The following is a 21,001-nucleotide window of genomic DNA, read 5'->3' as shown; positions in this document are numbered from 1 at the left end:
AGCACCAATCGGAAGTGGGGCGGATGCGGTGACGGAAGTTCGGACCGTCGAGGCGGACCCACCGTGGGAGGGCCTGCACGGCCATGAGCTGTACGCGGCCTGCATGCATGCGGCGAGGGCAGGTGACCGGCAGGCGATGAACCGGCTGGTCAAGGAGCTGACGCCACTGGTGTGGCACGTCGCTCGGGGCAACGGCCTTGACCGGCACACCGCGGAGGACGTGGTGCAGACGGTGTGGCTGGCGCTGTTCAGCCGGCTGGAGCAGTTGAACGAACCGCGCGCACTGGCGGGGTGGTTGATCACCACCACCCGCCGCGAGGCGCAACGGAGCTTCGGGCGCAAGCCCGCACCGGTGCCGCTCACCGAGGAGACCACGGCGCTGGTGGAGACCGAGCAGCAGACCCATCCGACACCGGAGGCGGAGGTGCTGCGGGCGGACCGGGACCGGGAGATCTGGGCCGCTTTCAGCCGGCTGCCCCAGCGGTGCCAGGAGCTGCTGCGGATGACGGTGCTGGCGGGGCGTTCGGAGTATCGCCTTGTCGCCGAGGCGCTGCGGATGCCACACGGCAGTATCGGGCCGACCAGGGGCCGCTGTCTGAAGTCGATGCGTGACCTGTTGGACAGCGAAGGGGGCAGCTGATGAACGAGTTTCAGTTGGCGGGGGGCGGCAGTACCCACCCTGACGACCTCAAGCTGCTCGAAGACATCGGCAGGCTCGTCGACGAGCTCGACCCGCTGCCGGCCGACCTGGTGGAGCGGGTGCAGTTCGCCATCGCGCTGGAGGACCTGGACGTGGAGGTCGCGCGTTGGGAGCGCGCCGACGCGCGGTCCGGGGTCCGTGGCGACCAGGGCACCATCACGTTCACCGTCAGCGACCTGACCGTGATGATCAACCTGACCAAGATCGGCACGCACCACCGGATCGACGGCTGGCTGGTGCCGGCCGGCGAGTACGGGGTGGAGGTCAGGGTCGCCGAACACGGCGCGACCTCGACCACCGCGGACGAGGGCGGCCGGTTCGTGCTGGACGACGTGCCCACCGGCACCACCCAGATAATGGTGCACATCGGCGCCGCGGCGAACCGGCGGACCGTGGTCACGCCCACCGTGGTGCTGTGAGGGTTACCGGCCGTCGTCTCGTATTCACGGATGTGCTCCTATAGGGCGCGTGCCTGGGTCCGCTGAACCGCCGAGCCGAGTTGTGCGCGCGGCCGACGAGCTGTATCGCCGCGCCACCACAGCCGCCGCCGACGCGCGCCCCGCGGACGCCGCCAGGCTGTTGCAACGGGCGCTTCGCCGGCTTGGCGACGCGGCCGGTCCGGTGGCCACCGAACTCCGGGTACGGGTGCTGATCAGCCTGGCCTCGGCCGAGGCGGAGAGCGGATCCACCACCAAGGGACTGGCGCACCTCCGGCTGGCCGAAGAGGTGGTGACCCGGCTGGCGCCCGGCGGAGCTCGGACCACCCTGGGCTCGGTGGCCGGGTTGCAGCGTGCCCTGCTGCTCTGGCGAATCGGCCGCTCGGTCGAGGCGCTGAGCCTGTTCGACGCGATCATTCCGGCGCTGGAAGAGCTCGGCGAGGGTGACGGCGACCTGCTCACCAAGACGTTCATGAACCGTGCCCAGATTCACGCCAGCATGGGCAGCCCGGACCACGCCTCCGCCGACCTGCACCGGAGCATGCAGCTGGCCAAGGCGAACCAGCTCACCCGGCTGGAGGGCAAGGCGCGGCACGGCCTCGGCGATCTGGCCCAGCTGGTCGGGGAGATCCCGGAAGCGCTGCGGCACTACGAGGAGGCCGCGCGCATCCTGGAGCAGGCCGCGCCGGGCTGGCTGACCAGGGTGCGGCTGGACCAGGCGCGGGCGCTGCTGGTGGCCGGCCTCGCCGACGAGGCGGCCCGGCACCTGGACGAGGCGCTACCCGAGCTGCGCCGCAACCGGGTGATCCAGGACGTTGCCGAGGCCGAGGTCGCGCGCGCCGCCGCGGCCATCCTGGACGGTGACTTCCCGCTGGCCAGGGCGCTCGCGACGGCGGCGAGGCGGCGGTTCGTCCGGCGCGGCAACGTGCACTGGGCCGAGGTGGCCGCGCTGACCAGGCTGCGCGCGGACGCCATGGACGCGCTGGAGCGGACCGGAAGCCGTCCGGCCGCGAAACTCGCCGCCGGGCTGGTCGCGCTGGCCGGGCGGCTGGCCGGGCTCGGGCTGCGCGACGAGGCGGCGGTGGCCAGGCTGCTCGCGGTCCGGCTGCACCTGCGCCGCGGCGCGGTCGCGGCCGCCGAGGAGCTGCTCGCCAAGGTGCCGAAGCCGCGGCAGACCACCCCGGTGGACCACCGGATGCTGCTGCGGCTGTGCAAGGCGGAGCTGGCGGTGGCCACCGGGCGGCCTCGTTCCGCGCTGGCACAGGCCAGGGCCGGACTGGCCGAGCTTGGCCGGGTCCGCGACCGGATGGGCGGGCTGGACCTGCTGTGCGGCACCGCGGTGCACGGGCAGGAACTGGGTCAGCTCGCGGTCGGGCTGGTGCTGGACAGGGCGCGCGGCCAGGCCGACGCGCGGCGGCTGTTCGGCTGGCAGGAGCGCACCAGGGCGCAGGTCTACCGGTACGAGCCGCTGCCGATCATCGAGGACACCGTGCTGGCAAAGCACATCACCGAGATGCGGCATGTGCAGCGCACCGTGCAGCAGGACCGGCTGGCTGGCAAGCGGGTGACCGGGCTGGAGAGCCGGTACGCCTGGCTGCAGCGCGAGGCGAGCAGGCTCGGCTGGCACACCAGCCCGTGGGGCAGGCCGCGGCCGGTCAGCAGCCCGGACGAGGTGGCCGAGCGGCTCGGTGACCGGGTGCTGGTCAGCCTGGTCGGCCATGGCGACGCGCTGGCCGCGGTGGTGGTCCGCGACGGCCGGTTCTCCCTGATCCGGCTCGGCGCGCTGGCCGAGACGGTCGAGGTGGCAAGGCAGCTGCACGCGGACCTGGACGCGCTCGCCCCGGACCACCTGCCCGATCCGCTGGTCAAGGCGGTCACCGCCTCCGCGCAGCACCGGTCCGCGCTGCTGGACCGGATGCTGGTCGAGCCGCTGGCCGAGGTGCTCGGCGACCGGGAGCTGGTGATCGTGCCGATCGGGCCGCTGTACGCGCTGCCGTGGCCGGCGCTGCCGTCGTTGCGCGGGCGGCCGGTGTCGATCGTGCCGTCGGCGACCGCGTGGGTGGCCGCGGCCAGCAAGCCGACGCTCGGGCCGGTCGTGCTGGCCGGCGGGCCGGGGGTGCCCGGCGCGATCGGTGAGGTGCGGCAGCTGCGCTCGGTGTACCCGCAGGCCCGGGTGGTGGACGGGCCGGAGGCGACCAGCGCGACCGTGCTGGCGGCGCTGGACGGGTCCGGGATGGCGCACCTGGTCGCGCACGGCGCGCACGAACCGGCGAACGCGCTGTTCTCGCGGCTGGAGCTGGTGGACGGGCCGCTGTTCGCGCACGAGACGGCCCGGCTGGGCAGCCCGCCGGAGCACGTCGTGCTGGCCGCCTGCGAGCTGGCGATGAGCCACATCCGGCCCGGTGAGGAGGCGCTCGGTTTCGCCGGCACGCTGCTGGCCAGCGGGTCCCGCACGGTGGTCGGCGCGGTGGCCAGGGTGGGCGACCAGGCCGCCGCGGAGACCATGACCGATCTGCACCGGCGGCTGGCGTCGGGCACCTCGCCCGCGCTCGCCCTCGCCGAGGCGACCGCCGTCGACCCGCTGCGCCGCCCCTTCCTCTGCCTCGGCGCCGGTTAAGGGCAAGAAGTCGGCTATTTGCCCCTGAGGTGGCGTCCGGGAAGGGCAAAAAGTCGGCTATTTGCCGGGTGGGGTGGGGGCGAGGAAGTCGGTGAGGGGGACGGGGGTGAGGCCGTCGCGGCGGGCCTGGTCGAGGAAGGCGGTGTAGTCCTTGGCGAAGGTCTTGCGGAAGTGCATCAGCACGATGTCGCCGGGCCGCAGCCGGTCGCCCTGCTGGAACTGCACCTGGCCGTCGTTCACCGAAGCGCTCCACAGCACCGCCGCGCGCATCCCGCAGGCGGCGGCCGCGCGCAGGGTTGCCGGGTCGTAGTTGCCGAACGGCGGGCGGAACAGCGCCGGCCGGGTGCCCAGTTCGCGGCCGAAGTCGTCCGCGTCCTCGCAGATCTCCTTGCGCTGGACCTCGTACGGCTTCCCGCGCAGGTTCGGATGGTCCACCGTGTGGTCCCCGAGCACCGCGCCGGTATTGTCCAAAATGGACTTGAAGTAGTCCTCGTGCCCGGACACGTACTGCTGGTTGAGGAAGAGCACCGGCCGGGCATCGGACTGCTGGATCAGCCGGAGCGCGTCCGGGTCCTTGACCGCGCCGTCGTCGATGGTGATGAACACGTACGGCTTGTCGGTCCGGATGCGCCGGACCACCGGGATCTGGCCGTTCTCGCCGGCCGGAGCCTGTTGTTGCGCCTCGCCGAACGGATACGGCTGCTGCGGCACCGGCGAACCGGCCGGTGCCGGGTTGGACTGGCTCTGCGGCGGGGTTTCCGGGGTGTCCGGCGCGCAGCCGGCCAAGAGCAGCAGGCCGACGAGGCAACCGGCGAGCACCCGCCGAAATGCCGCACCTGTCCTTTGTGTCATGTCACGTCCCCCTTTTTCCTTGCCGTGCAACAGGATTAGCAAGGAGGACGTACCCACTACGAGACCGGTTGTGCCGGGGTGGCAGATGTGGGCTTGCGCACCCCGGTCGGGCTAGCCGCGTTCGGCGGCGCGGACCAGCCGGGCGGAGAGGAACTGGATCACGGTGCGCAGCACGAACGCGGTGACCGCGCCGGTGCCGGGCAGGATCGCACTGAACGAGCCGGCCCAGCGGAGGTCGGTGCCGCCGCGTTCGTTCGGGGAAAAGGTCACTTCGGCCCGGTAGTCCCTGGCCGGCGCGACCGGGCCGGCGAAGGTGTAGACGTGGCGCCGGTCCAGTTCGTACTCGAGGGTCCGTTCGCGCAGCAGCAGCGGCCAGGTGCCGACCTTGCGGATGGCGCCGACTCCGCCGGGGGCCTGGTCGCCGCGCTCGGCCCAGCCGGAGCTCATGATCAGCGGTTTGCCCCAGTTCGACCAGTTCGCGCCGTCGGTCTCCAGTTCGAACAGCTTCGCCGGCGGCGCGCTGCTGGTGCGGTTGATCTCGAAGGAGTGCTTCTTCGCTGACATCAGGGCTGGCCTCCAGGCGCGATGTTACCGGGCAGTATGAGACTGGGTGTTCCGGTTACGTGAGTCAAGATGGTGGCGTGATCAGGAACCGCCCCGACTTCGCCGCGCCGCACTGGCTGGTCCAACTGCTCCGCAGCAAGCCGGTGCCGGTGCCGTGGACAAGGGCGGTCCGCGCGCCGATCGCGCTGGCGGTGCCGCTGGCCGTCGGTTTCGCGCTTGGCGACATCCGGCTCGGCGCGCTGGTCTCCACCGGCGCGCTGCCGACCGTGCTGTCCGAGGCGGCCGGGCCGTACCGGTACCGCCTGCGCCGGCTCGGCGGCGCCACCGCCGCGGCCGCGCTGGGCTACCTGGTCGGGCTGCTCACCGGCGGCAACCCGGCCGCGTCGGTACCGGCGGTGATCGCGGTCGCCGCGGTCTCCGCACTGGTCAGCGCGGCCGGCAGCAACGCCTCGATCGCCGCGCTGCAGCTGTTCGTGTTCTGCGTGCTTGGCACCGGGCAGCACACCACCGGGGTGCAGGCCGAGGTCGTCCTGCTCTGCTTCGTGGCCGGCGCGGCATGGGGGCTGCTGGTCGCGCTGGTGGCCTGGACGGTGCGTGCGACCAGCCCCGAGCGCACCGCGGTCGCGCAGGTCTACATCGAGCTGGCCGCGATGCTCTCCGCCGCCGACGAGGAGACCTCACGGGCCGCCCGGCACCAGCTGACCACCGCGATGAACACCGCCTACGACCGGCTGCTCACCGCCAGGTCCTGGCTGTCCGGCCGGGACGCGGCCTACCGGAAGCTGCTCAACCTGCTCGCCGCCAGCACACCCGCGGTGGAAGCCTCGGTGGCGCTGCTCAACGCGGGGCGGCGGGCACCGAAGGAGCCCGTCGACTACCTGGCTGCGGTGGCCACCGCGGTGCTCGCCGACCAGCCGCTGCCGCCGGCGCCCGAACCGGACCCGGAGTTCGCCCCGCTGTACGCGGGGCTGGCGAAGATCACGTCCGGGGCGAAGCGGCAGCGACGCAGCCCGGAGCCGCTGCGGGAACGGCTGCGCGCGCTGGCCGACTCGGTGATCTTCGGCAGGCTGACCTGGCTGGCCGCGCTCCGGCTCTGCCTGTGCGTGACGCTGGCGGAAGTGGCCGGTCTGCTGGTGCCGTTCGAGCGGTCCTACTGGATCACGCTCACCGTGGGCATCGTGCTGAAACCGGACTTCGGCTCGGTGTTCGGCAGGGCGGTGCTGCGCGGGATCGGCACCGTGATCGGGGTCGGCATCGGCGCCGCCGTGCTCGGTCTCGGCGCGCAGGGCTGGCTGCTGGTGCTGCTGATCGCGCTGCTCGCGGCCGGGGTCGCGATCGGCAAGGTGCGCAACTACGGGATCCTGAGCGCCTTCGTCACCCCGCTGATCATCCTGCAGATGGACCTGTCCTCGCACGGGGACTGGGGCGTGGTGCTGGCCAGGCTGGTGGACACCGTGCTCGGCTGCGCCATCGTGCTGGTCTTCGGCTACCTGCTCTGGCCGGGCAGCATGCGGCCGCGGGTGGGCGGCATGCTCGCGGACGGGCTGGACACGGTGGCCGGTTACGTCCGCACCGCGCTGGCGCCGTCGGAGACACCGGCCGAGCCCGCACAGGCGCGGCTCGAGCGGTCCCGGTCGCGCCGCCGGGCCTACCGGGCGCTGGCCGACCTGCGGACCGCCTTCCAGCAGGTGGTGGTCGAGCCCTCGGCCGCCGGGCGGCAGGCGATCGCCTGGTGGCCGGTGATCGTCGCACTCGAGCGGGTGACCGACGCGGTGACCGAGGTGGTGGTCACCGTGGAGCACGGCGCGCCGAAGCCGGCCACCGAGGACATCGATCTGGTGATCGCGGCGCTGGGCGAGCTCGCCGCGGCCGTGCGGGAGCAGCGGGCACCCGCCGAGATGGCCCTGCCGCAGACCCAGCAGCTCTCCGGTGTGGTGGATCGGCTGACCGCCGCTTTCGACGCGGTCCGGGGCCCGGACCTGGAAGAGCGGCCGCCGCGGGGCCTGATCCGCCGGTGGCTGCCGGGCCGGTCGGAGTAGCAGCCGGGTGAACCCACGTTGCGAAACGGACAAAATGCTGTTTCATGGGGAGATGGGCATTGATTTCAACAAGATCAAGAACAAGGCGCAGGAAGCACTGGGCAAGCACGGCGACAAGGTCGAGCAGGGCCTGGACAAGGCCAGCGGGATGGCGAAGTCCAAGTTCGGCAAGCACGCCGACAAGATCGACAACGCCACCGAGAAGGCGAAGGGCGCGCTCCGCAAGGACCAGGGCGGCCAGGGTGACCAGGGCCCGCAGCCGGGGCAGCAGCCTCCGCAGCCCCCCAAGCCGCCGCAGCAGTAATCCGGAGCGGCCCAACGTGACGTTTGGCCACTAGAAGACACCAAACGTCACATTGGGCTCCTACCTGCCCGGGAAAAAGCTCCGCCCGGGAAAGTTTCAGTGCACCTCGCCGATGGCGGTGTCGCCGGCGATCGAGGTGATCCGGCCGCCGCGCTCGCCGAGGGCGCACAGGCCCTCCCGCGCGTCCGGCGCGGTCAGGCTCACCCGCACGCCGGCCGGGGTCGCCTGCCGGGCGGCGGCAAACGTTTGCGCGCCTTCGTGCCCGGCGTTGATGGTCGCCGCCAGTCCGCCGGTCGACGCCAGCGAGCCGCGGGTCGCGCCCAGCCTGCCGAGCGCCTCGTCCAGCACCGGCAACAACGCCGCGCGGTTTCCTTCGGTCATCGCGCGGACCAGTTCCGCCCTGGTACCGGCCACCCTGGTGCCGTCGGTGTAGGACCCGGCCGCCAGCGACATCGCCAGCGGACCGCCCTGCGCCCCGACCGCGGCCAGCACCGCGGCCAGCAGGTGCGGCAGGTGGGAGATCCTGGCGACCGCCTCGTCGTGCGACGACGCGGGCAGCGGCACCACGTGCGCCCCCATGTCGATGGCCAGCTGGGCGACCTCCGCCCAGGCGCTCAGGTCGGTGTCCTCCTCCACGCACACCACATACGGGGTACCGCCGAACAGGGCCGCGTTCCCAGCCCGCCAGCCCGACTCGGTGGTACCGGCCATCGGGTGCCCGCCGACGTACCTCGCCGACGGCGCGAACGCGCGCACCGAGCCGAGTACCGCGGACTTCACACTGGTCACGTCGGTGAGCAGGCAGTTCGGCGCGTGCTCGGCGACCCGGCGCAGCACGTCGTCGAGCCCGGTCAGCGGGACCGCGACCACCACCAGCGCGTCCCGTTCCGCCGCCTGGCGGAGTGCTTCGTCCACATCGGTGCTCGCTTGGTGGCCGTCCGCGGCTGCCGCCGTCGCGTCCATTTCGGACGCGGTGGCACCCCAGGCCGTTCGGCCCACCGCGGCCGCGGCGCGGAGCAGGGAGCCACCGATCAATCCGAGCCCGATCACGCATACGTCTCGCACGGGGCGTCATCCTGCCAGCTACCGCAACGGCCTTCGTTTGCGCGTCTGGGAAAACACGGGCGGTTACCGGAGCGCGTCCAGCGCGAAAGCGGCGTACATCGCCACACCGTGCGGAAACGCGTCCTCATCGAACCGCACGCGGTTGGAATGGTTCGGCGCCACCTCGTCCAAGGTCACGTCCGGTGGGCATCCGCCGAGGAACGCGAAGGCACCGGGAACCCGTTGCAGCACATAGGAGAAATCCTCCGCGCCCATGACCGGCGCGGACATCGCCTCGGCGTGGTCGGCGCCGAGCACCTCGCGGGCCAGGGTGAGGGTGCGGCTCGCCTCGGCCGGATCGTTGACGGTGACCGGGTAACCGGGCTCGATCTCGGCGCTGACCCGGCAGTTGTGCGCGGTGCCCACCGCTTCGCAGACTTTCGGCAGTTCCTTGCGGATCAGCGCCCTGGTCTGTTCGGACAGCGTGCGGATGGTGCCGCTCAGCTCGGCCGTCTCCGGGATGATGTTGGTGGTGGTGCCCGCCTCGATGCGGGTCACCGAGAGCACCGCCGGGTCGAACACGCTCACCCGCCGGGTGATCATCGTCTGCAGCGCGCCGACCATGGCCGCCGCGGCCGGCACCGGGTCCACCGCCTGGTGCGGCGCCGAACCGTGCCCGCCCTTGCCGGTCACCTGCACGAAGAAGGCGTCCGCTGAGGCCATGATCGGCCCCGGCTTGCAGGTGATCACCCCGGACTTCGTGCTGGCGTAGATGTGCAGGCCGAAGGCCTTCTCCACGCGCGGGCCCGCCGCGTCGAGCACGCCTTCGTGGATCATGTGCCGCGCGCCGTGGTAGCCCTCTTCGCCTGGCTGGAACATGAACACGACCGAACCGGCCAGCTCGTCGGCGTGCGCGGCGAGCAGCCGCGCGGCGGAGGCCAGCATCGCGACGTGGGCGTCGTGCCCGCAGGCGTGCATGGAGCCGTCGGACGCCGAGGCGTACTCCAGGCCGGTTTGCTCCTGCAGCGGCAGCGCGTCCATGTCCCCGCGCAGCAGGATGGCGGGGCCGGGCTTGCCGCCGCGCAGCACCGCGGTGATCGAGCTGGTCGACTTGCCGAGCTGGATCTCCAGCGGCAGCCCGTCCAGCGCGGCCAGCACGGCGGCCTGGGTGGTGGGCAGGTGCAGGCCCTGCTCGGGGTGCCGGTGGATCTCCCGGCGCAGTTCGACGGTCTTCGGCTGAAGCGCCTTGGCCTCGTCCAGAAGCCCGGCAAAACGGGCGTCGGGCAGCGAAGGCAGTTCGGTGGGTCCGGTCATTCCTCGATAGTGGCACCCTTGTCCGCTGTGGCGCACCGCGCGCGTTTTGCCGCCGGTATACGGTGTGCACATGGCGGTGAAGGAACCGGTCGCGGGGTTTGGCGTGGCCGTGGTTCGCGAGGACGGCCGGTGGCGGTGCAGTGCCCTGGACGCCGGGGCGCTGGCCGAGTTGGACGCCGCGATCACCGAGCTGAGAAAGATGCGGTCGACCGGTGCGGTGTTCGGCCTGCTCGCGGTGGATGACGAGTTCTTCGTGATCGTGCGGCCCAGCCCGCGCGGCGCGGCGCTGCTGCTCTCGGACGCGGCGGCGGCGCTGGACTACGACATCGCCGCGGATGTGCTCGACCTGCTGCGGGTCGATCCTCCGGACGAGGAGGACGAGTCCGTCTGGCCGGAGGGCGACCTGGAGATCCTGGTCGATCTCGGCCTGCCCGCCGGCGAGCTGGAGGTGATCGTCGGCGAGGTGGACCTCTACCCGGACGAGCAGCTGCAGATGATCGCGCAGCGGTGCGGGTTCGCCGACGCGTTCTCGGCCGTGCTGGACGAGATCTGAGCCGTGCGCGGGGAGGACGGGGGGGACGGGGGGGACGGGGAGGACACTGCCGCCGTGCGTGCTGCGCTGGACGCGGCCAGGCAGGCCGGTGCGGACGTGCCGATCGGCGCGGTGGTGCTGGCCCCGGACGGCCACCTGCTGGCCAGCGCGCACAACGCCCGTGAGGAGCTCGGCGACCCGACCGCGCATGCCGAGGTGCTCGCGTTGCGGGCCGCCGCGCGGGACTACGGCGACGGCTGGCGGCTGGACGGCTGCACGCTCGCGGTCACCGTCGAACCCTGCACGATGTGCGCCGGCGCGCTGGTGCTGGCCAGGGTGGCGCGGCTGGTCTTCGGGACGTGGGAGCCGCGGACCGGCGCGGTGGGCTCGCTATGGGACGTGGTGCGGGACCGGCGGCTGAACCACCGGCCCGAGGTGGTCGGCGGCGTGCTGGCGGACGAGTGCGCGGCGCTGCTGGCGGAGTTCTTCGCCGGGCACCGGGGTCCCCCCGCGGAGTGATGAGGCTCATGACCGGGTATCGCCCGACGCCCCGCTGGGTACTCCGCTGCTGAGCCGAGCCGACTGGTTCGGTGGCCACAGCGGATAAGGAGCATCCGAGATGAGCCTGATCGACAAGGCCAAGGACAAGGCCCAGCAGCTCGCGGGTGGCGCCAAGGAGAAGCTCGGGAACGCCACCGACAACGAGGAAATGCGTGACTCGGGCAAGGCGGACCAGACCAAGGGCGAGGCCAAGGAAGCCGGCCACGACCTGCGGGACAAGGCCACCGGCGCGGTGCAGGACGCCAAGGAGAAGTTCTCCCGCGACGACAGGTGACGGTGGCCGCCGCCCCGGCCTGCCGGGGCGGACGAGGCGTGCAGTATCCTTTTCGGCGGTAGCGTGTCCGAGCGGCCGAAGGAGCACGACTCGAAATCGTGTGACGGTTTACCCCGTCCGTGGGTTCAAATCCCACCGCTACCGCTCGAAGCGAAACGCCGGTTCCCCACGGGGAGCCGGCGTTTCGGTGTTTCTGGGGCTTGGCGTACCCGCCGAAGCGCCGGCTCCCTCGGTGTCGTACTGGGAGCCGGCGCTTCAGCTTTCCGGAGTGGTCAGCGGCGGGGCAGGGCCAGCAGGTCGTCGGTGAGCCGGCCGTCGGCTTCGGTGCGCAGATGTTTCGGGCCGTCCTCGGCGACGACCACCACCGGCAGCCGCGTGCCGTCCGGGTCCGCGGCGTAGGCCTTGCCGCCCCGCTCCTCGATCCACGCCACGATCTGGTCCACCGGGTTGTCGCGAATCTCGTCCTCGCCGGGATCGTTCCACCAGACGTGGGCGATGTGCTCGTGCCGGTCGCCGCCGTCCAGCCGGACGGCGGTGATCACGATGGCCATGAACCCGCACTCCCTTACCCAACCCGCCGCACCGCTGTTGCCAGGCATTTCCCCAGAACTCGTGGACGGGGCCTCGTCCGTTACGGATCACGGGAGACTTGTCGATACCGTTACCGAACTCCGCGCACCGCAGATGAGGAGCAGTCCATGTCAGACCCGAAAACCACCGTCATCGCGTTCCTCGCGGCACTGGAAGACCTCGATATCGACCGGGCGATGGAGTACGCGGCCGACGACATCGTGTACCAGAACGTGCCGTTGCCGCCGGCCCGAGGCCGGGCCGCGGTGGCAAGGCAACTGGGGCTGGCGGCCAGGTACGGCACCGGTTTCGAGGTCAGGAACCACCACATCGCCGCGGACGGCCCGATCGTGCTGACCGAGCGGACCGACGTGCTGCGGGCCGGCGCGTGGTCGGCGGAGTTCTGGGTCTGCGGCACCTTCGAAGTACGGGACGGCCGCATTGTGCTGTGGCGCGACCGTTTCGACTGGACCACTTTCCTCGCCGCGAGCGCACGCGGCGCGGGCCGGGCGGCGGTTTCCGGGCTCTCCCGGCTGGCCGCGCGGTACAGGTCCAAATAGGACGGAGGGTGACGCGGTGTGCGTCACCCTCCGTGGAAGCCGGAACTCACCAGCGGTACCACCGGCCTCGGCGTCCGCCCGCGGCGACCGGACGGACGAAAAAACCGAGCAGCCACAACACGAGCAGTACGCCCGCGACCACCCACAGTGCGTTCCAGGCGAAGCCGGCGCCGCCGAGCGCGAGAATCAGCAGCAGTACCAGCAGAATCGGTAGCATCTTTGCACCTCCTCGCCCTCGATGGGCGAAACCGATCGTTCGTTTTCCGCTGTGCACCTGGAGTACCCCGGCCCCGCCCTGCCAACCGGAAAGTGCGGCAGGTTGGGCTTTATGGCCTAGTGGCGCTGCCTCCGCGGGCAGTCGTTACGAATAGTTGTCGCGTTGTCTTCCTGTTCCCCGCTTGTTCGGGGGACGATGCCTCGACTGCTCTTGGAGGAGGGGACAGAGGGTGATGAAGCGCCGTAAAGCGGGTGTGCTGGCCGCTGCTGTGATTTCCGGGGTGACCGTGGTTTCGGTGCCGCCGGCCACTGCCGAGCCCAGCGCGCCCAGCGCGGACGTCGTGATCGCCGAGGTCTACGGCGGCGGTGGCAACAGTGGAGCCACCCTGACCAGCGACTTCATCGAGCTGGCGAGTAGCGCGGCCCAGGCGCTGGACGGCTGGAGCGTGCAGTACCTGCCAGGCTCGGCAGGGCCGTCGAGCAACTGGCAGGTCACCCCGCTGACCGGCGCCGTCGCGCCGGGTGGCCGGTACCTGGTAGCCGAGGCCAAAGGCGCGGGCGGCACCGTCGCGCTGCCCGCGCCGGACGTCACCGGCTCGATCGCGATGTCGGCGACCGCCGGCACCGTCGCGCTGGTCACCGGTACTGCCGCGCTGACCTGCCGTACCGCGGCCGATTGCGCCGCGGACAGCCGGATCAGGGACCTGGTCGGCTACGGCTCCGCGACGGTCCGTGAGGGCACCGCCACCGCGGCCACCGCCAACGCCACTTCGGCCGCCCGGCCGGACACGCTGGCCGACACCGACGACAACGCGGCCGACTTCGTGGTCGGCGCGCCGACGCCGACGAACAGCAAGGGCGAGACCCCCGGCGGGGAGCCCGGCCCGGACCCGGTGCCGGCCAGGATCCACGACATCCAGGGCAGCACCCGGATCTCGCCGCTGAACGGCAAGCGGGTCGGCGGGGTGACCGGGGTGGTCACCGCGACCAGGAACTTCGGCGACAGCCGCGGCTTCTGGTTCCAGGACACCGAGCCGGACGGCGACCCGCGGACCAGCGAGGGCCTGTTCGTGTACACCGGGTCCGCCGCGCTCACCGTCAAGCCGGGCGACGCGGTCACCGTGACCGGCACGGTCAAGGAGTACTACCCGGACTACAAGCCCGACTCCAACTTCCAGTCGCTCACCGAACTGGGCAGTGCCCAGTGGACGGTGACCTCCAGCGGCAACGCGGTACCGGCGCCGACCGCGATCGGCGCGGACACCGTGCCGGAGGCGCTGGTCGCGCAGCCAGGCGGGAACATCGAGGGCCTGGCACTGGAGCCGGGCCGGTACGCACTGGACTTCTGGGAGTCGCACGAGAGCGAGCCGGTCAGCGTCCGCGACGCCCGCATCGTCGGTCCGTCCACCCAGTACAACGAGCTCTACCTGACCACCAAGCCGGAGCAGCGACCAACGCCGCGCGGCGGCACCCTGTACAGCGGCTACGACCGGCCGAACAGCGGAGTGCTCAAGGTCGAGTCGCTGATCCCGTTCTCGCAGCGGCCCTTCCCGAAGGCCAACACCGGCGACACGCTGACCGGGCAGACTTCGGGGCCGGTGGAGTACGACAGCTTCGGCGGCTACACGCTGTTCGCCACCGAACTCGGCAACGTGCGCGACGGCGGCCTGCGGCAGGAGGTCACCCGCAAGCAGCGCGGCGGTGAGCTGGCCGTGGCCACCTACAACGTGGAGAACCTGTCCGCTGTGGACGAACAGGCCAAGTTCGACCTGCTCGCCGAGGGCGTGGTGCGCAACCTCGCCGCGCCGGACATCGTGACCCTGGAAGAGATCCAGGACAACAACGGGCCGTCCGGCAACGGCGACGGGGTGGTCGCGGCGGACGCGACCCTGCGGCGGTTCACCGACGCGATCGCCGCCGCCGGCGGGCCGCGGTACGAGTGGCGCCAGATCGACCCGCAGGACAAGACCGACGGCGGCGAGCCGGGCGGCAACATCCGGGTCGGCTTCCTGTTCAACCCGGACCGTGTGTCCTTTGTGGATCGACCGGGCGGGGACGCGACGACCGCGGTGGCGGTGCGCGACGAGCGCGGCAAGCCGGCGCTGTCCGTTTCCCCCGGCAGGGTGGCACCGGCGGACCCGGCCTGGCAGTCCAGCCGCAAGCCGCTGGCCGGTGAGTTCGTCTTCCGCGGCCGGACCGTTTTCGTGGTGGCAAACCACTTCAACTCCAAGGGTGGCGACCAGCCGGTGCACGGCCGGTTCCAGCCGCCCGCCCGTAGCTCCGAGGCGCAGCGGCTCCAGCAGGCTCGGCTGGTGCGCGGATTCACCGACCAGCTGCTGGCGGTGAACCGGAACGCCAACGTGATCGTCGCCGGTGACCTGAACGACTTCCCGTTCTCGCCGGTGGTGGGCACGCTGACCGCGGGCGGAACGCTGGAAGCGCTGATCGACACGCTGCCAGCGGATGAGCGGTACAGCTACGTTTTCGAGGGCAACTCGCAGGTGCTCGACCACCTGCTGGCCTCGCGGGCGCCGAGGGGCGTGGACTACGACGTGGTGCACATCAACGCGGAGTTCGCCGAACAGGCCAGTGATCACGATCCGCAGGTGGTCCGCTTCCGCCCGTCGGCGGGCAACCCCGTCGCCGACGCCTACTGGGACCTGATGGACCTCTTCGACCGCCTCTTCCCCGGCCGCCGTTGATCCTGGCGCGTGAGAGGGTGTGGAGGTGCCTGATCCGAATGTGCTGTATCCGATGGCGGGGCAGACACGCGTGGTGCTGCTGAAGCCGCTGGTGACTTCGCCGCTGATCGAGGTGGGGGAGTTCTCCTACTACGACGACCCGGACGACCCGACCGCGTTCGAGACCCGCAACGTGCTCTACCACTACGGCCCGGAGAAGCTGGTGATCGGCCGGTTCTGCGCGCTCGGTGAAGGGGTGCGCTTCATCATGAACGGCGCGAACCACCGGATGGACGGGCCGTCCACCTTCCCGTTCCCGATCATCGGCGGCTCGTGGTCCGAGCACTTCGACCTGATCACCGGGCTGCCCGGCCGCGGCGACACCGTGGTCGGGCACGACGTCTGGTTCGGTTACCGCGCCACGGTGATGCCGGGGGTGCGGATCGGGCACGGCGCCATCGTCGCGTCCGGCGCGGTGGTCGTCGACGACGTGCCCGACTACGGCATCGTCGGCGGCAACCCGGCCAAGCTGATCCGCACCCGCTACCCCGCCGAGGACGTCGCCAGGCTGCTCGCGCTGGCCTGGTGGGACTGGCCGGTCGAGCACCTGACCGAGCACGTCCGGGTGCTGATGTCCGGCAGCGTCGACGACCTCGAACGGGTCGCCCCGAGCTAGCGGCGGGTGGGATCGCTCGGCCGGGCTCAGATGGTCATCCGGGTGCCGTCGAAGCGGGTGAGGCCGAACGAGGCGGCCTCCTTGGTGAGCCGGACCTGGTCACGCAGCACGCCGATGGCTACGGCTTCGCCAAGCCGCACCGCCTCCGTGTAGTCGGTCCGCCAGTGCACACCCGCCATATTGCGGCCGGTCGCGATGTTGGCCGCCACCTTGTCCAGCTCGCCGCCCACCGTCAGCCGGTCGGCGTCCGGACCGGTGTACGGCTTCAGGGCGGTGCCCTTTGCGTTGGGCACCACCGGTTCGGGCAGTGGCCATGACTCGTCGAACCAGGCTTTGAGCACGGTGACGCAGGCACCGGCGACGGTGGCATGGCCGGAGCCGTAGGCCGGATGCAGCGGAGCCCCCTCCGGGAAGGCCTGCGGCAGCAGGTACGAACCGTGTTTCTCGGCGGTGAGCTTGACCGCGTTCGAGTTCAGCACCTCCTGGTCGATCATGTCGTAGTCCTGCAGTCCGCTCAGGTGCGCGTGCACCCGGCCGCCGAACGCCTCCGGCCGCAACCGGCGGTGCACGAACCACTTCTGGAACCACATCGCCTTGAGTGCCCTGGTCGCCACCTCGGTGACCAGTGACAGCACGGCGGGTGGTCCGTAGGTGCCGAACCCCTCCTGATTCGCCGAATGCTCGTACGGGTTACCGGTGTCCACCGGGGCGCCGAGGTCCAGCAGAATCAGGCAGGCGTTGAGATAGGCCTCGTACAACGCGTCGAAGTGCACGTAGTGCGCCAGATCGCGGGGCGTGCGCAGGTAGCGGCGGTCCTTCCGGTCCCGCTGGATTTCGGGCACCTTGGTGCCCCGCTGCACGGCGAGCCAGTTTTCGAAGCCGGTGAGGAAGTCCTGGCCCTCCGTCACGGTGTCGTGGAGCTGCGGGATGCGCAGGGTGCCGTACTGGATGTCGCGAAGCAGGAACTGGGACAGATACGGGCCGCGCAGGTCCCCCCTCGCGTCGCCGCGGAAAAGCGTCCCCGTGGTGATTTCACCTTTCTGTTTCGGCGCCCGGTAGTCGGACAGGGTGGACAGTTCGGCCGCGGCCTGCTCGGTGAGCGGGTTGTCGTCGAACTTGTCGAACGGTACGTCCCGGCAGAGCGCCATCCAGTACAGCTCCACCGCCTCGGCCGAGTTGCGCGCGCTGTCGATGCGGGGCGCCGGCGCGATGGTCAGTGCCTGCGCATCGGGGCCTTCGAGGTCGAAGGCGAGCCCCGACTGCGGGTTGACCAGGCGGCGGCCGTCGGCGATGCCCAGCGGGATCCGCTCGAAGTCCTCGGTGCGGCCGGTGGACAACGTCCTCAGCAAGGCGTTGTACGCGGCCTGATCGACTTCGCCCACCTCGTTGTGCGGCAGGCCTTTGCTGTAATTCGCGACGAACGACGGGAAATCGCTTTCCTCGCCGTTGTTCACCTGCTCCGGCCAGGGCAGGCGGCTCAGTGCTTCGATGGCCACGAGTCGGTTTTCGCGCGCGTCAGTGGAACGATGACTCATACTTCCCCCCGGAAGTCCTCCCCTTTCAGATCCTCGGAAAAGGATCTGCGAATACCCACCTTCGACTACAAGGCGTGATCAACTCCATAGGCCATCTGGGTGAACCAGTTGAGGGCAAATGTTCGCAGCGACACAGCCGGTTGCTAGCGGCGGGCGCGCCAGCCCAGTTGCAGGACGGCCTGGACGAGCTCGTTGTAGACCGGGCGGACACCGTCGGAGTAGCGGTCCAGCCAGTCGCCGCGGGCGGTCGGGGACGGGCTCGGGCCTTCCGCGACTTCCAGCCAGGACAGCCGGGAGACGTTGTCCTCGGCCATCCGCCACCAGCGGTTCGCGGTCTGCTTCGTGCGTTCCTCGCGTTCGACGGCCGCGGCGACCCCGGCGGTGGCCGCGGCGATCTGCGCGGTCAGCTCCTCGGCCCGGTTCTGCTCCCAGGACCGCAGGTCCGCGGCGGCCCTGCCGGCCATGCCGATGATCTCCTTGTACCGCATGGCGGCGGTGATGCCCTCTTCGTGCACGGCGTCAGCTCCCCTGTTCGCGGTCGGGCCGAAGGAACGGAATGATCACTTCGGGCGCGCTGTGCGTGCTCCGGTCGAAGAACAACGCGCGGCCCGGCCGCGGCGACCAGTGCACCACCTGGCCCGCGGCGAACGAGCTGAGCTCACTGCCCTGCACGTCCAACGCGGCCCAGGCGCCGATGTCGTCGGTGCCCGCGAAGCCGAGGGTGTCCTTCAGCCGCGCGGTGCTGCGCCACCAGCCGAGCGTGTGCACTCCCTTGGCGGGCCCCTGTTTCAGCACCATCCGCAGTTGGTCGAGACCACTCTTCAACTCGCCGGGCTTCTTGGCTTCGAGGGTGGGCAGCGCGGCGTCCACGCCGTAGAGCAGCAGCACCTTCGGCACCCCGGCGGGGTCGGCGGCCAGCTCGGTCAGCCTCGGCCCCAACTCGTCCAGCGCCAAGGTGTGCACCTGGTGGCCGTCCGCGGTCAGCCCGTCCACCAGCCGGCCGACGGCGGGCGCGCACCTGTCCACCAGGCAGGTGACCAGGAACTCGACCTCGCCCTTGGCGTACTGCCGAGACAGCGACCTGGCCGCTGCGTCCATAATGGACAGTGCTTCGGCGGCGGCGGAGCCCAGCACGGCCAGGTTGCGGCCCGGGGCGGCGGAAAGCTCGACCCCGCAGGCCGCTTCGGCCACGTCGATGGACTGGCCGAGCAGTGCGACCGGCCGCTGCCGCACGGTCAGCTCGTTGAACGCAGGCACCTGCTCCAGCACCGGCGAATGCGCGCCGTCGAACAGCCGCGGCCGCTGGTGCTCGTCGGCGTAGCGGTCCCAGAGCCGGCGCTGCAGGGTGGCGAACACGTCCTTGGCGCTGGCGTCCGGCACGTGCGCGAGCTGGTTTCCGTGGGTGACGCCCGAATCGTGGTTGAGCACCGCGTGCCAGCGCGGCGCGGCGACCGCGGCCTGGTTCGCCTCGGCCAGCACCCGGCGCGCCTTGGGCATCGCGATCCGCAGCGTGCACTGCTCGAACACCGCGGGCTTGCCCCAGAACGCCTCGATCCCGGCCACGTCCTGGCTGGCCAGTATCAGGTGGATGCCCTGCGCACGGCCGCGCCTGGCGATGTCCTCGAGCAGCGCGGTGGCCTGGTTGGTCACCGAGTCCCTGCCGGCGAACAGGTACTGGAACTCGTCCACCACGGCGACGATCCGCGGCCAGTGCCCGTCCGGGTCCTCCTGCCGCAGCCCGGCCAGGTTGGTCACCTCGTGCTCCTTCGCCGCGGTGGACCGGCGGCGAAGCTCGTCGGCGAGGAAGCGCAGCAGGGCGAGGCCGAACTCGCGGTCGGTGTTGACGTTCACCCCGATCAGCCGCGCGTGCGGCAGCCAGGTGGCGTCCTTGCGGCCGGGGGCGAGCCCGGCGAAGGACACGCCTTCCTTGAAGTCGAGCAGGTAGAGCGCCAGCTCGTTCGGTGGATAGCGGGCGGCCAGGCTGCCCAGCAGCGCGTACAGGAAGTTCGTCTTGCCGGAGCCGCTCGGCCCGCCGATCAGCGCGTGCGGGCTGGCGTCCCCGATCACCACCTCCACCGGGTCGCCCTCGTAGAAACCGACCGGTGCGCGCAGTTCGTGCGCGGAGCCGGCCATGCCGAGCTCGGTCGGCAGCAGGTCGGCGAAGGCACGCGGCCCGCCCTGCTTGGCGATCAGCGCCTCGGCGATCTTGGCGGCCGCGCCGGAGACCTGCCCGGCCGGCATCGGCTGGTCCAGCTCGACGACAAGATCCCCGCCGGTCATGCTGGTCATCGCGTGCCGGTCGTCGAGCAGCCGGATGTTCTCCACCGAGCCGCCGAGCACGGTCGGCAGGTCCACCGCGATCAGCGAGATACCGGCCGCGTGCGCGCCGGTGGCGACCCGTTTGAGCTCCCGCAGCGCTTCCGGTGACCAGGTGTCGCCGTTCCCGTAGAGCACCGCGATCCGCCACGGTTCCCCGCGTTTGCCGAGAATCTCTCGCATCCGGCGCAGCGAGGTGTAGCCGGCCTGCATGGTGGTGGCGTGGATCCGCCGGATGTGCCCGGCCAGCTCGTCCAGCAGGTCGGTCAGCCGGGTCGGGTCGTAGGTGGTCAGCGCGCTGGTCCGGCTGAGCGGGTACAGGTTGGGCAGCACCGCGGTGAGCTGCCCGACGTCCCACAGGTGGACGCGCACCGCGCCGGGCTCGACCGAGCTGAGCACCCGCATCAGCAGGCCCTCGATCAGCGCGTCCACACTCGCCCGCGTCTTGGGCGCGGAGGTGATGGCCAGGTGGGACTCGTCCAGCAGCGGCACCGCCACGTCGAAGGCGTCCGAACCGGGCACGCTCGCCGAGCCGATCCGCCACAGCTCGGCCGGCGCGGCGCCGATGCCGACCCGGCCGAGCCACTCGCCGGGCGGGCGGCCCGCCGGGCCCTGCGCGGTCTTGCCGACCAGTTCCCGCAGCTGGCCGGGCATGGTGGCCACTTCGGCGTAGAACTGCCCGCGAACGGTGTTCAGCCAGGTCGACACGTCCGCCATGGCCGGGTCGCCCAGCCGTGCCATCACTTCTTCGTCGGCCGTCGAGCGGTCGATCCCGGCACGTACCACGAGTTGCTCCAGCTCCAGCTTCGCGAGCTGGAGCTCGGCGGCCTGGCGGGACGCCGTGGCGGCGCCGAGCACCAGGCCGACCTGATGCCGCATCTCGTTGAGTGCGGCCATCACCCTGGCCCGTTGCTCACTGGACTTCTGGAACTTCACGTTCAACCCTTTGGCCTAGAGGCTCGCCTCGTACCCACTCAATAGGGTGTCTGCGGCGGAAAGCCTGTTCACGTCGGCGGTGGTCTGCTCCAGTGCGCCGGCCAGTTGTGGTGGTAACCAGGGTTCGGCCTGGTCGTGTGCGGCCACAAAGGCCTGTTCGGCCTCGGTCAGCAGTTCCACCGCCCGGTTGGTGTGTTCGGTTGCCTCAGCCAGTTTGACACGGGTTGCGGCCAGCCGGGCGTGTAGCTCGTCGAGCGCGGACATCCGGCGGCC

The 21,001-nt window shown here is 71.2% G+C and carries 21 protein-coding genes and 1 tRNA gene; 12 read left to right on the top strand and 10 right to left on the bottom strand.

Going from position 1 to position 21,001, the window contains the following annotated elements:
* The first annotated feature begins 28 nt into the window (after window positions 1-28).
* From AMYNI_RS0114465 to AMYNI_RS0114455, 3 genes are read left to right on the top strand one after another with little or no spacing between them, the layout of a single operon-like run.
* Window positions 29-640, top strand: a complete 612-nt coding sequence (locus AMYNI_RS0114465; protein WP_020668738.1) for an RNA polymerase sigma factor — start codon at window positions 29-31, stop codon at window positions 638-640.
* On the top strand, window positions 640-1,119 hold the full coding sequence (locus tag AMYNI_RS0114460) for a hypothetical protein (RefSeq protein ID WP_020668737.1): 480 nt from the start codon (window positions 640-642) through the stop codon (window positions 1,117-1,119). The genes AMYNI_RS0114465 and AMYNI_RS0114460 overlap by 1 nt, the downstream gene beginning before the upstream one ends.
* A gap of 49 nt (window positions 1,120-1,168) precedes the next feature.
* Entirely contained in the window at window positions 1,169-3,754 is a 2,586-nt protein-coding gene (locus AMYNI_RS0114455; protein WP_245573930.1) for a CHAT domain-containing protein, read from the top strand.
* Between the two features lie 57 nt (window positions 3,755-3,811).
* Here AMYNI_RS0114455 and AMYNI_RS0114450 read toward each other — a convergent pair whose 3' ends face one another.
* Complete coding sequence (locus AMYNI_RS0114450) at window positions 3,812-4,606, bottom strand: polysaccharide deacetylase family protein (RefSeq protein ID WP_157357356.1); 795 nt, start codon at window positions 4,604-4,606, stop codon at window positions 3,812-3,814.
* Window positions 4,607-4,717: 111 nt separating this feature from the next.
* Window positions 4,718-5,170, bottom strand: a complete 453-nt coding sequence (locus AMYNI_RS0114445) for an SRPBCC family protein (RefSeq protein ID WP_020668734.1) — start codon at window positions 5,168-5,170, stop codon at window positions 4,718-4,720.
* A gap of 77 nt (window positions 5,171-5,247) precedes the next feature.
* On the opposite strand from AMYNI_RS0114445, the gene AMYNI_RS0114440 reads away from it, so the two are divergent.
* A complete protein-coding gene (locus AMYNI_RS0114440; protein ID WP_020668733.1) occupies window positions 5,248-7,209 on the top strand; it encodes an FUSC family protein in 1,962 nt (653 codons plus the stop codon).
* A 52-nt stretch (window positions 7,210-7,261) separates the two neighbouring features.
* Window positions 7,262-7,513 (top strand): antitoxin, encoded by a 252-nt coding sequence (locus AMYNI_RS0114435; protein ID WP_020668732.1) that lies wholly within the window; start codon window positions 7,262-7,264, stop codon window positions 7,511-7,513.
* Between the two features lie 96 nt (window positions 7,514-7,609).
* Here AMYNI_RS0114435 and AMYNI_RS0114430 read toward each other — a convergent pair whose 3' ends face one another.
* Together AMYNI_RS0114430 and AMYNI_RS0114425 are read right to left on the bottom strand one after the other, a co-directional pair.
* Complete coding sequence (locus AMYNI_RS0114430) at window positions 7,610-8,563, bottom strand: prephenate dehydrogenase (RefSeq protein ID WP_020668731.1); 954 nt, start codon at window positions 8,561-8,563, stop codon at window positions 7,610-7,612.
* A 78-nt stretch (window positions 8,564-8,641) separates the two neighbouring features.
* Window positions 8,642-9,871 carry a M20 metallopeptidase family protein gene (locus AMYNI_RS0114425; protein ID WP_020668730.1) on the bottom strand — a complete coding sequence of 410 codons (1,230 nt, stop codon included), beginning with the start codon at window positions 9,869-9,871 and terminating at the stop codon, window positions 8,642-8,644.
* Between the two features lie 70 nt (window positions 9,872-9,941).
* On the opposite strand from AMYNI_RS0114425, the gene AMYNI_RS0114420 reads away from it, so the two are divergent.
* The 4 genes from AMYNI_RS0114420 to AMYNI_RS0114405 all read left to right on the top strand — a co-directional run bounded on the left by AMYNI_RS0114420 (window position 9,942) and on the right by AMYNI_RS0114405 (window position 11,382).
* Entirely contained in the window at window positions 9,942-10,424 is a 483-nt protein-coding gene (locus AMYNI_RS0114420) for a tRNA adenosine deaminase-associated protein (protein WP_020668729.1), read from the top strand.
* Between the two features lie 54 nt (window positions 10,425-10,478).
* Entirely contained in the window at window positions 10,479-10,922 is a 444-nt protein-coding gene (locus tag AMYNI_RS0114415) for a nucleoside deaminase (RefSeq protein ID WP_026360455.1), read from the top strand.
* A 100-nt stretch (window positions 10,923-11,022) separates the two neighbouring features.
* Window positions 11,023-11,238: a CsbD family protein gene (locus tag AMYNI_RS0114410; RefSeq protein ID WP_020668727.1), complete on the top strand. Its 216-nt coding sequence runs from the start codon at window positions 11,023-11,025 to the stop codon at window positions 11,236-11,238.
* A 57-nt stretch (window positions 11,239-11,295) separates the two neighbouring features.
* Window positions 11,296-11,382: transfer RNA gene (locus AMYNI_RS0114405), tRNA-Ser, on the top strand.
* 128 nt (window positions 11,383-11,510) lie between these two features.
* On the opposite strand, the gene AMYNI_RS0114400 is transcribed toward AMYNI_RS0114405, so the two are convergent.
* Entirely contained in the window at window positions 11,511-11,789 is a 279-nt protein-coding gene (locus AMYNI_RS0114400; protein ID WP_020668726.1) for a DUF3892 domain-containing protein, read from the bottom strand.
* Window positions 11,790-11,936: 147 nt separating this feature from the next.
* Here AMYNI_RS0114400 and AMYNI_RS0114395 point away from each other — a divergent pair, with 147 nt between their 5' ends.
* On the top strand, window positions 11,937-12,368 hold the full coding sequence (locus AMYNI_RS0114395) for a limonene-1,2-epoxide hydrolase family protein (RefSeq protein WP_020668725.1): 432 nt from the start codon (window positions 11,937-11,939) through the stop codon (window positions 12,366-12,368).
* Between the two features lie 46 nt (window positions 12,369-12,414).
* On the opposite strand, the gene AMYNI_RS0114390 is transcribed toward AMYNI_RS0114395, so the two are convergent.
* Window positions 12,415-12,585: a hypothetical protein gene (locus AMYNI_RS0114390; protein WP_020668724.1), complete on the bottom strand. Its 171-nt coding sequence runs from the start codon at window positions 12,583-12,585 to the stop codon at window positions 12,415-12,417.
* A gap of 232 nt (window positions 12,586-12,817) precedes the next feature.
* Here AMYNI_RS0114390 and AMYNI_RS0114385 point away from each other — a divergent pair, with 232 nt between their 5' ends.
* Window positions 12,818-15,286, top strand: coding sequence for an endonuclease/exonuclease/phosphatase family protein (locus AMYNI_RS0114385; protein ID WP_040405746.1), 2,469 nt, complete (start codon window positions 12,818-12,820; stop codon window positions 15,284-15,286).
* A 19-nt stretch (window positions 15,287-15,305) separates the two neighbouring features.
* On the top strand, window positions 15,306-15,941 hold the full coding sequence (locus AMYNI_RS0114380; protein WP_425387901.1) for a CatB-related O-acetyltransferase: 636 nt from the start codon (window positions 15,306-15,308) through the stop codon (window positions 15,939-15,941).
* Between the two features lie 26 nt (window positions 15,942-15,967).
* On the opposite strand, the gene AMYNI_RS0114375 is transcribed toward AMYNI_RS0114380, so the two are convergent.
* From AMYNI_RS0114375 to AMYNI_RS0114360, 4 genes are all read right to left on the bottom strand, one after another.
* Complete coding sequence (locus tag AMYNI_RS0114375) at window positions 15,968-17,437, bottom strand: vanadium-dependent haloperoxidase (protein WP_020668721.1); 1,470 nt, start codon at window positions 17,435-17,437, stop codon at window positions 15,968-15,970.
* Between the two features lie 182 nt (window positions 17,438-17,619).
* A complete protein-coding gene (locus AMYNI_RS0114370) occupies window positions 17,620-17,991 on the bottom strand; it encodes a hypothetical protein (RefSeq protein WP_020668720.1) in 372 nt (123 codons plus the stop codon).
* Between the two features lie 4 nt (window positions 17,992-17,995).
* Window positions 17,996-20,689, bottom strand: a complete 2,694-nt coding sequence (locus tag AMYNI_RS0114365; protein ID WP_051116506.1) for an FtsK/SpoIIIE domain-containing protein — start codon at window positions 20,687-20,689, stop codon at window positions 17,996-17,998.
* Window positions 20,690-20,743: 54 nt separating this feature from the next.
* Window positions 20,744-20,992, bottom strand: a complete 249-nt coding sequence (locus AMYNI_RS0114360) for a hypothetical protein (protein WP_020668718.1) — start codon at window positions 20,990-20,992, stop codon at window positions 20,744-20,746.
* Window positions 20,993-21,001: the final 9 nt, after the last annotated feature.

Source organism: Amycolatopsis nigrescens CSC17Ta-90, assembly GCF_000384315.1.
GTDB classification, from domain to species: domain Bacteria; phylum Actinomycetota; class Actinomycetes; order Mycobacteriales; family Pseudonocardiaceae; genus Amycolatopsis; species Amycolatopsis nigrescens.
The sequence above is the reverse complement of the archived record's forward strand: the minus strand, read 5'-3'. Positions and strand labels throughout refer to the sequence as shown.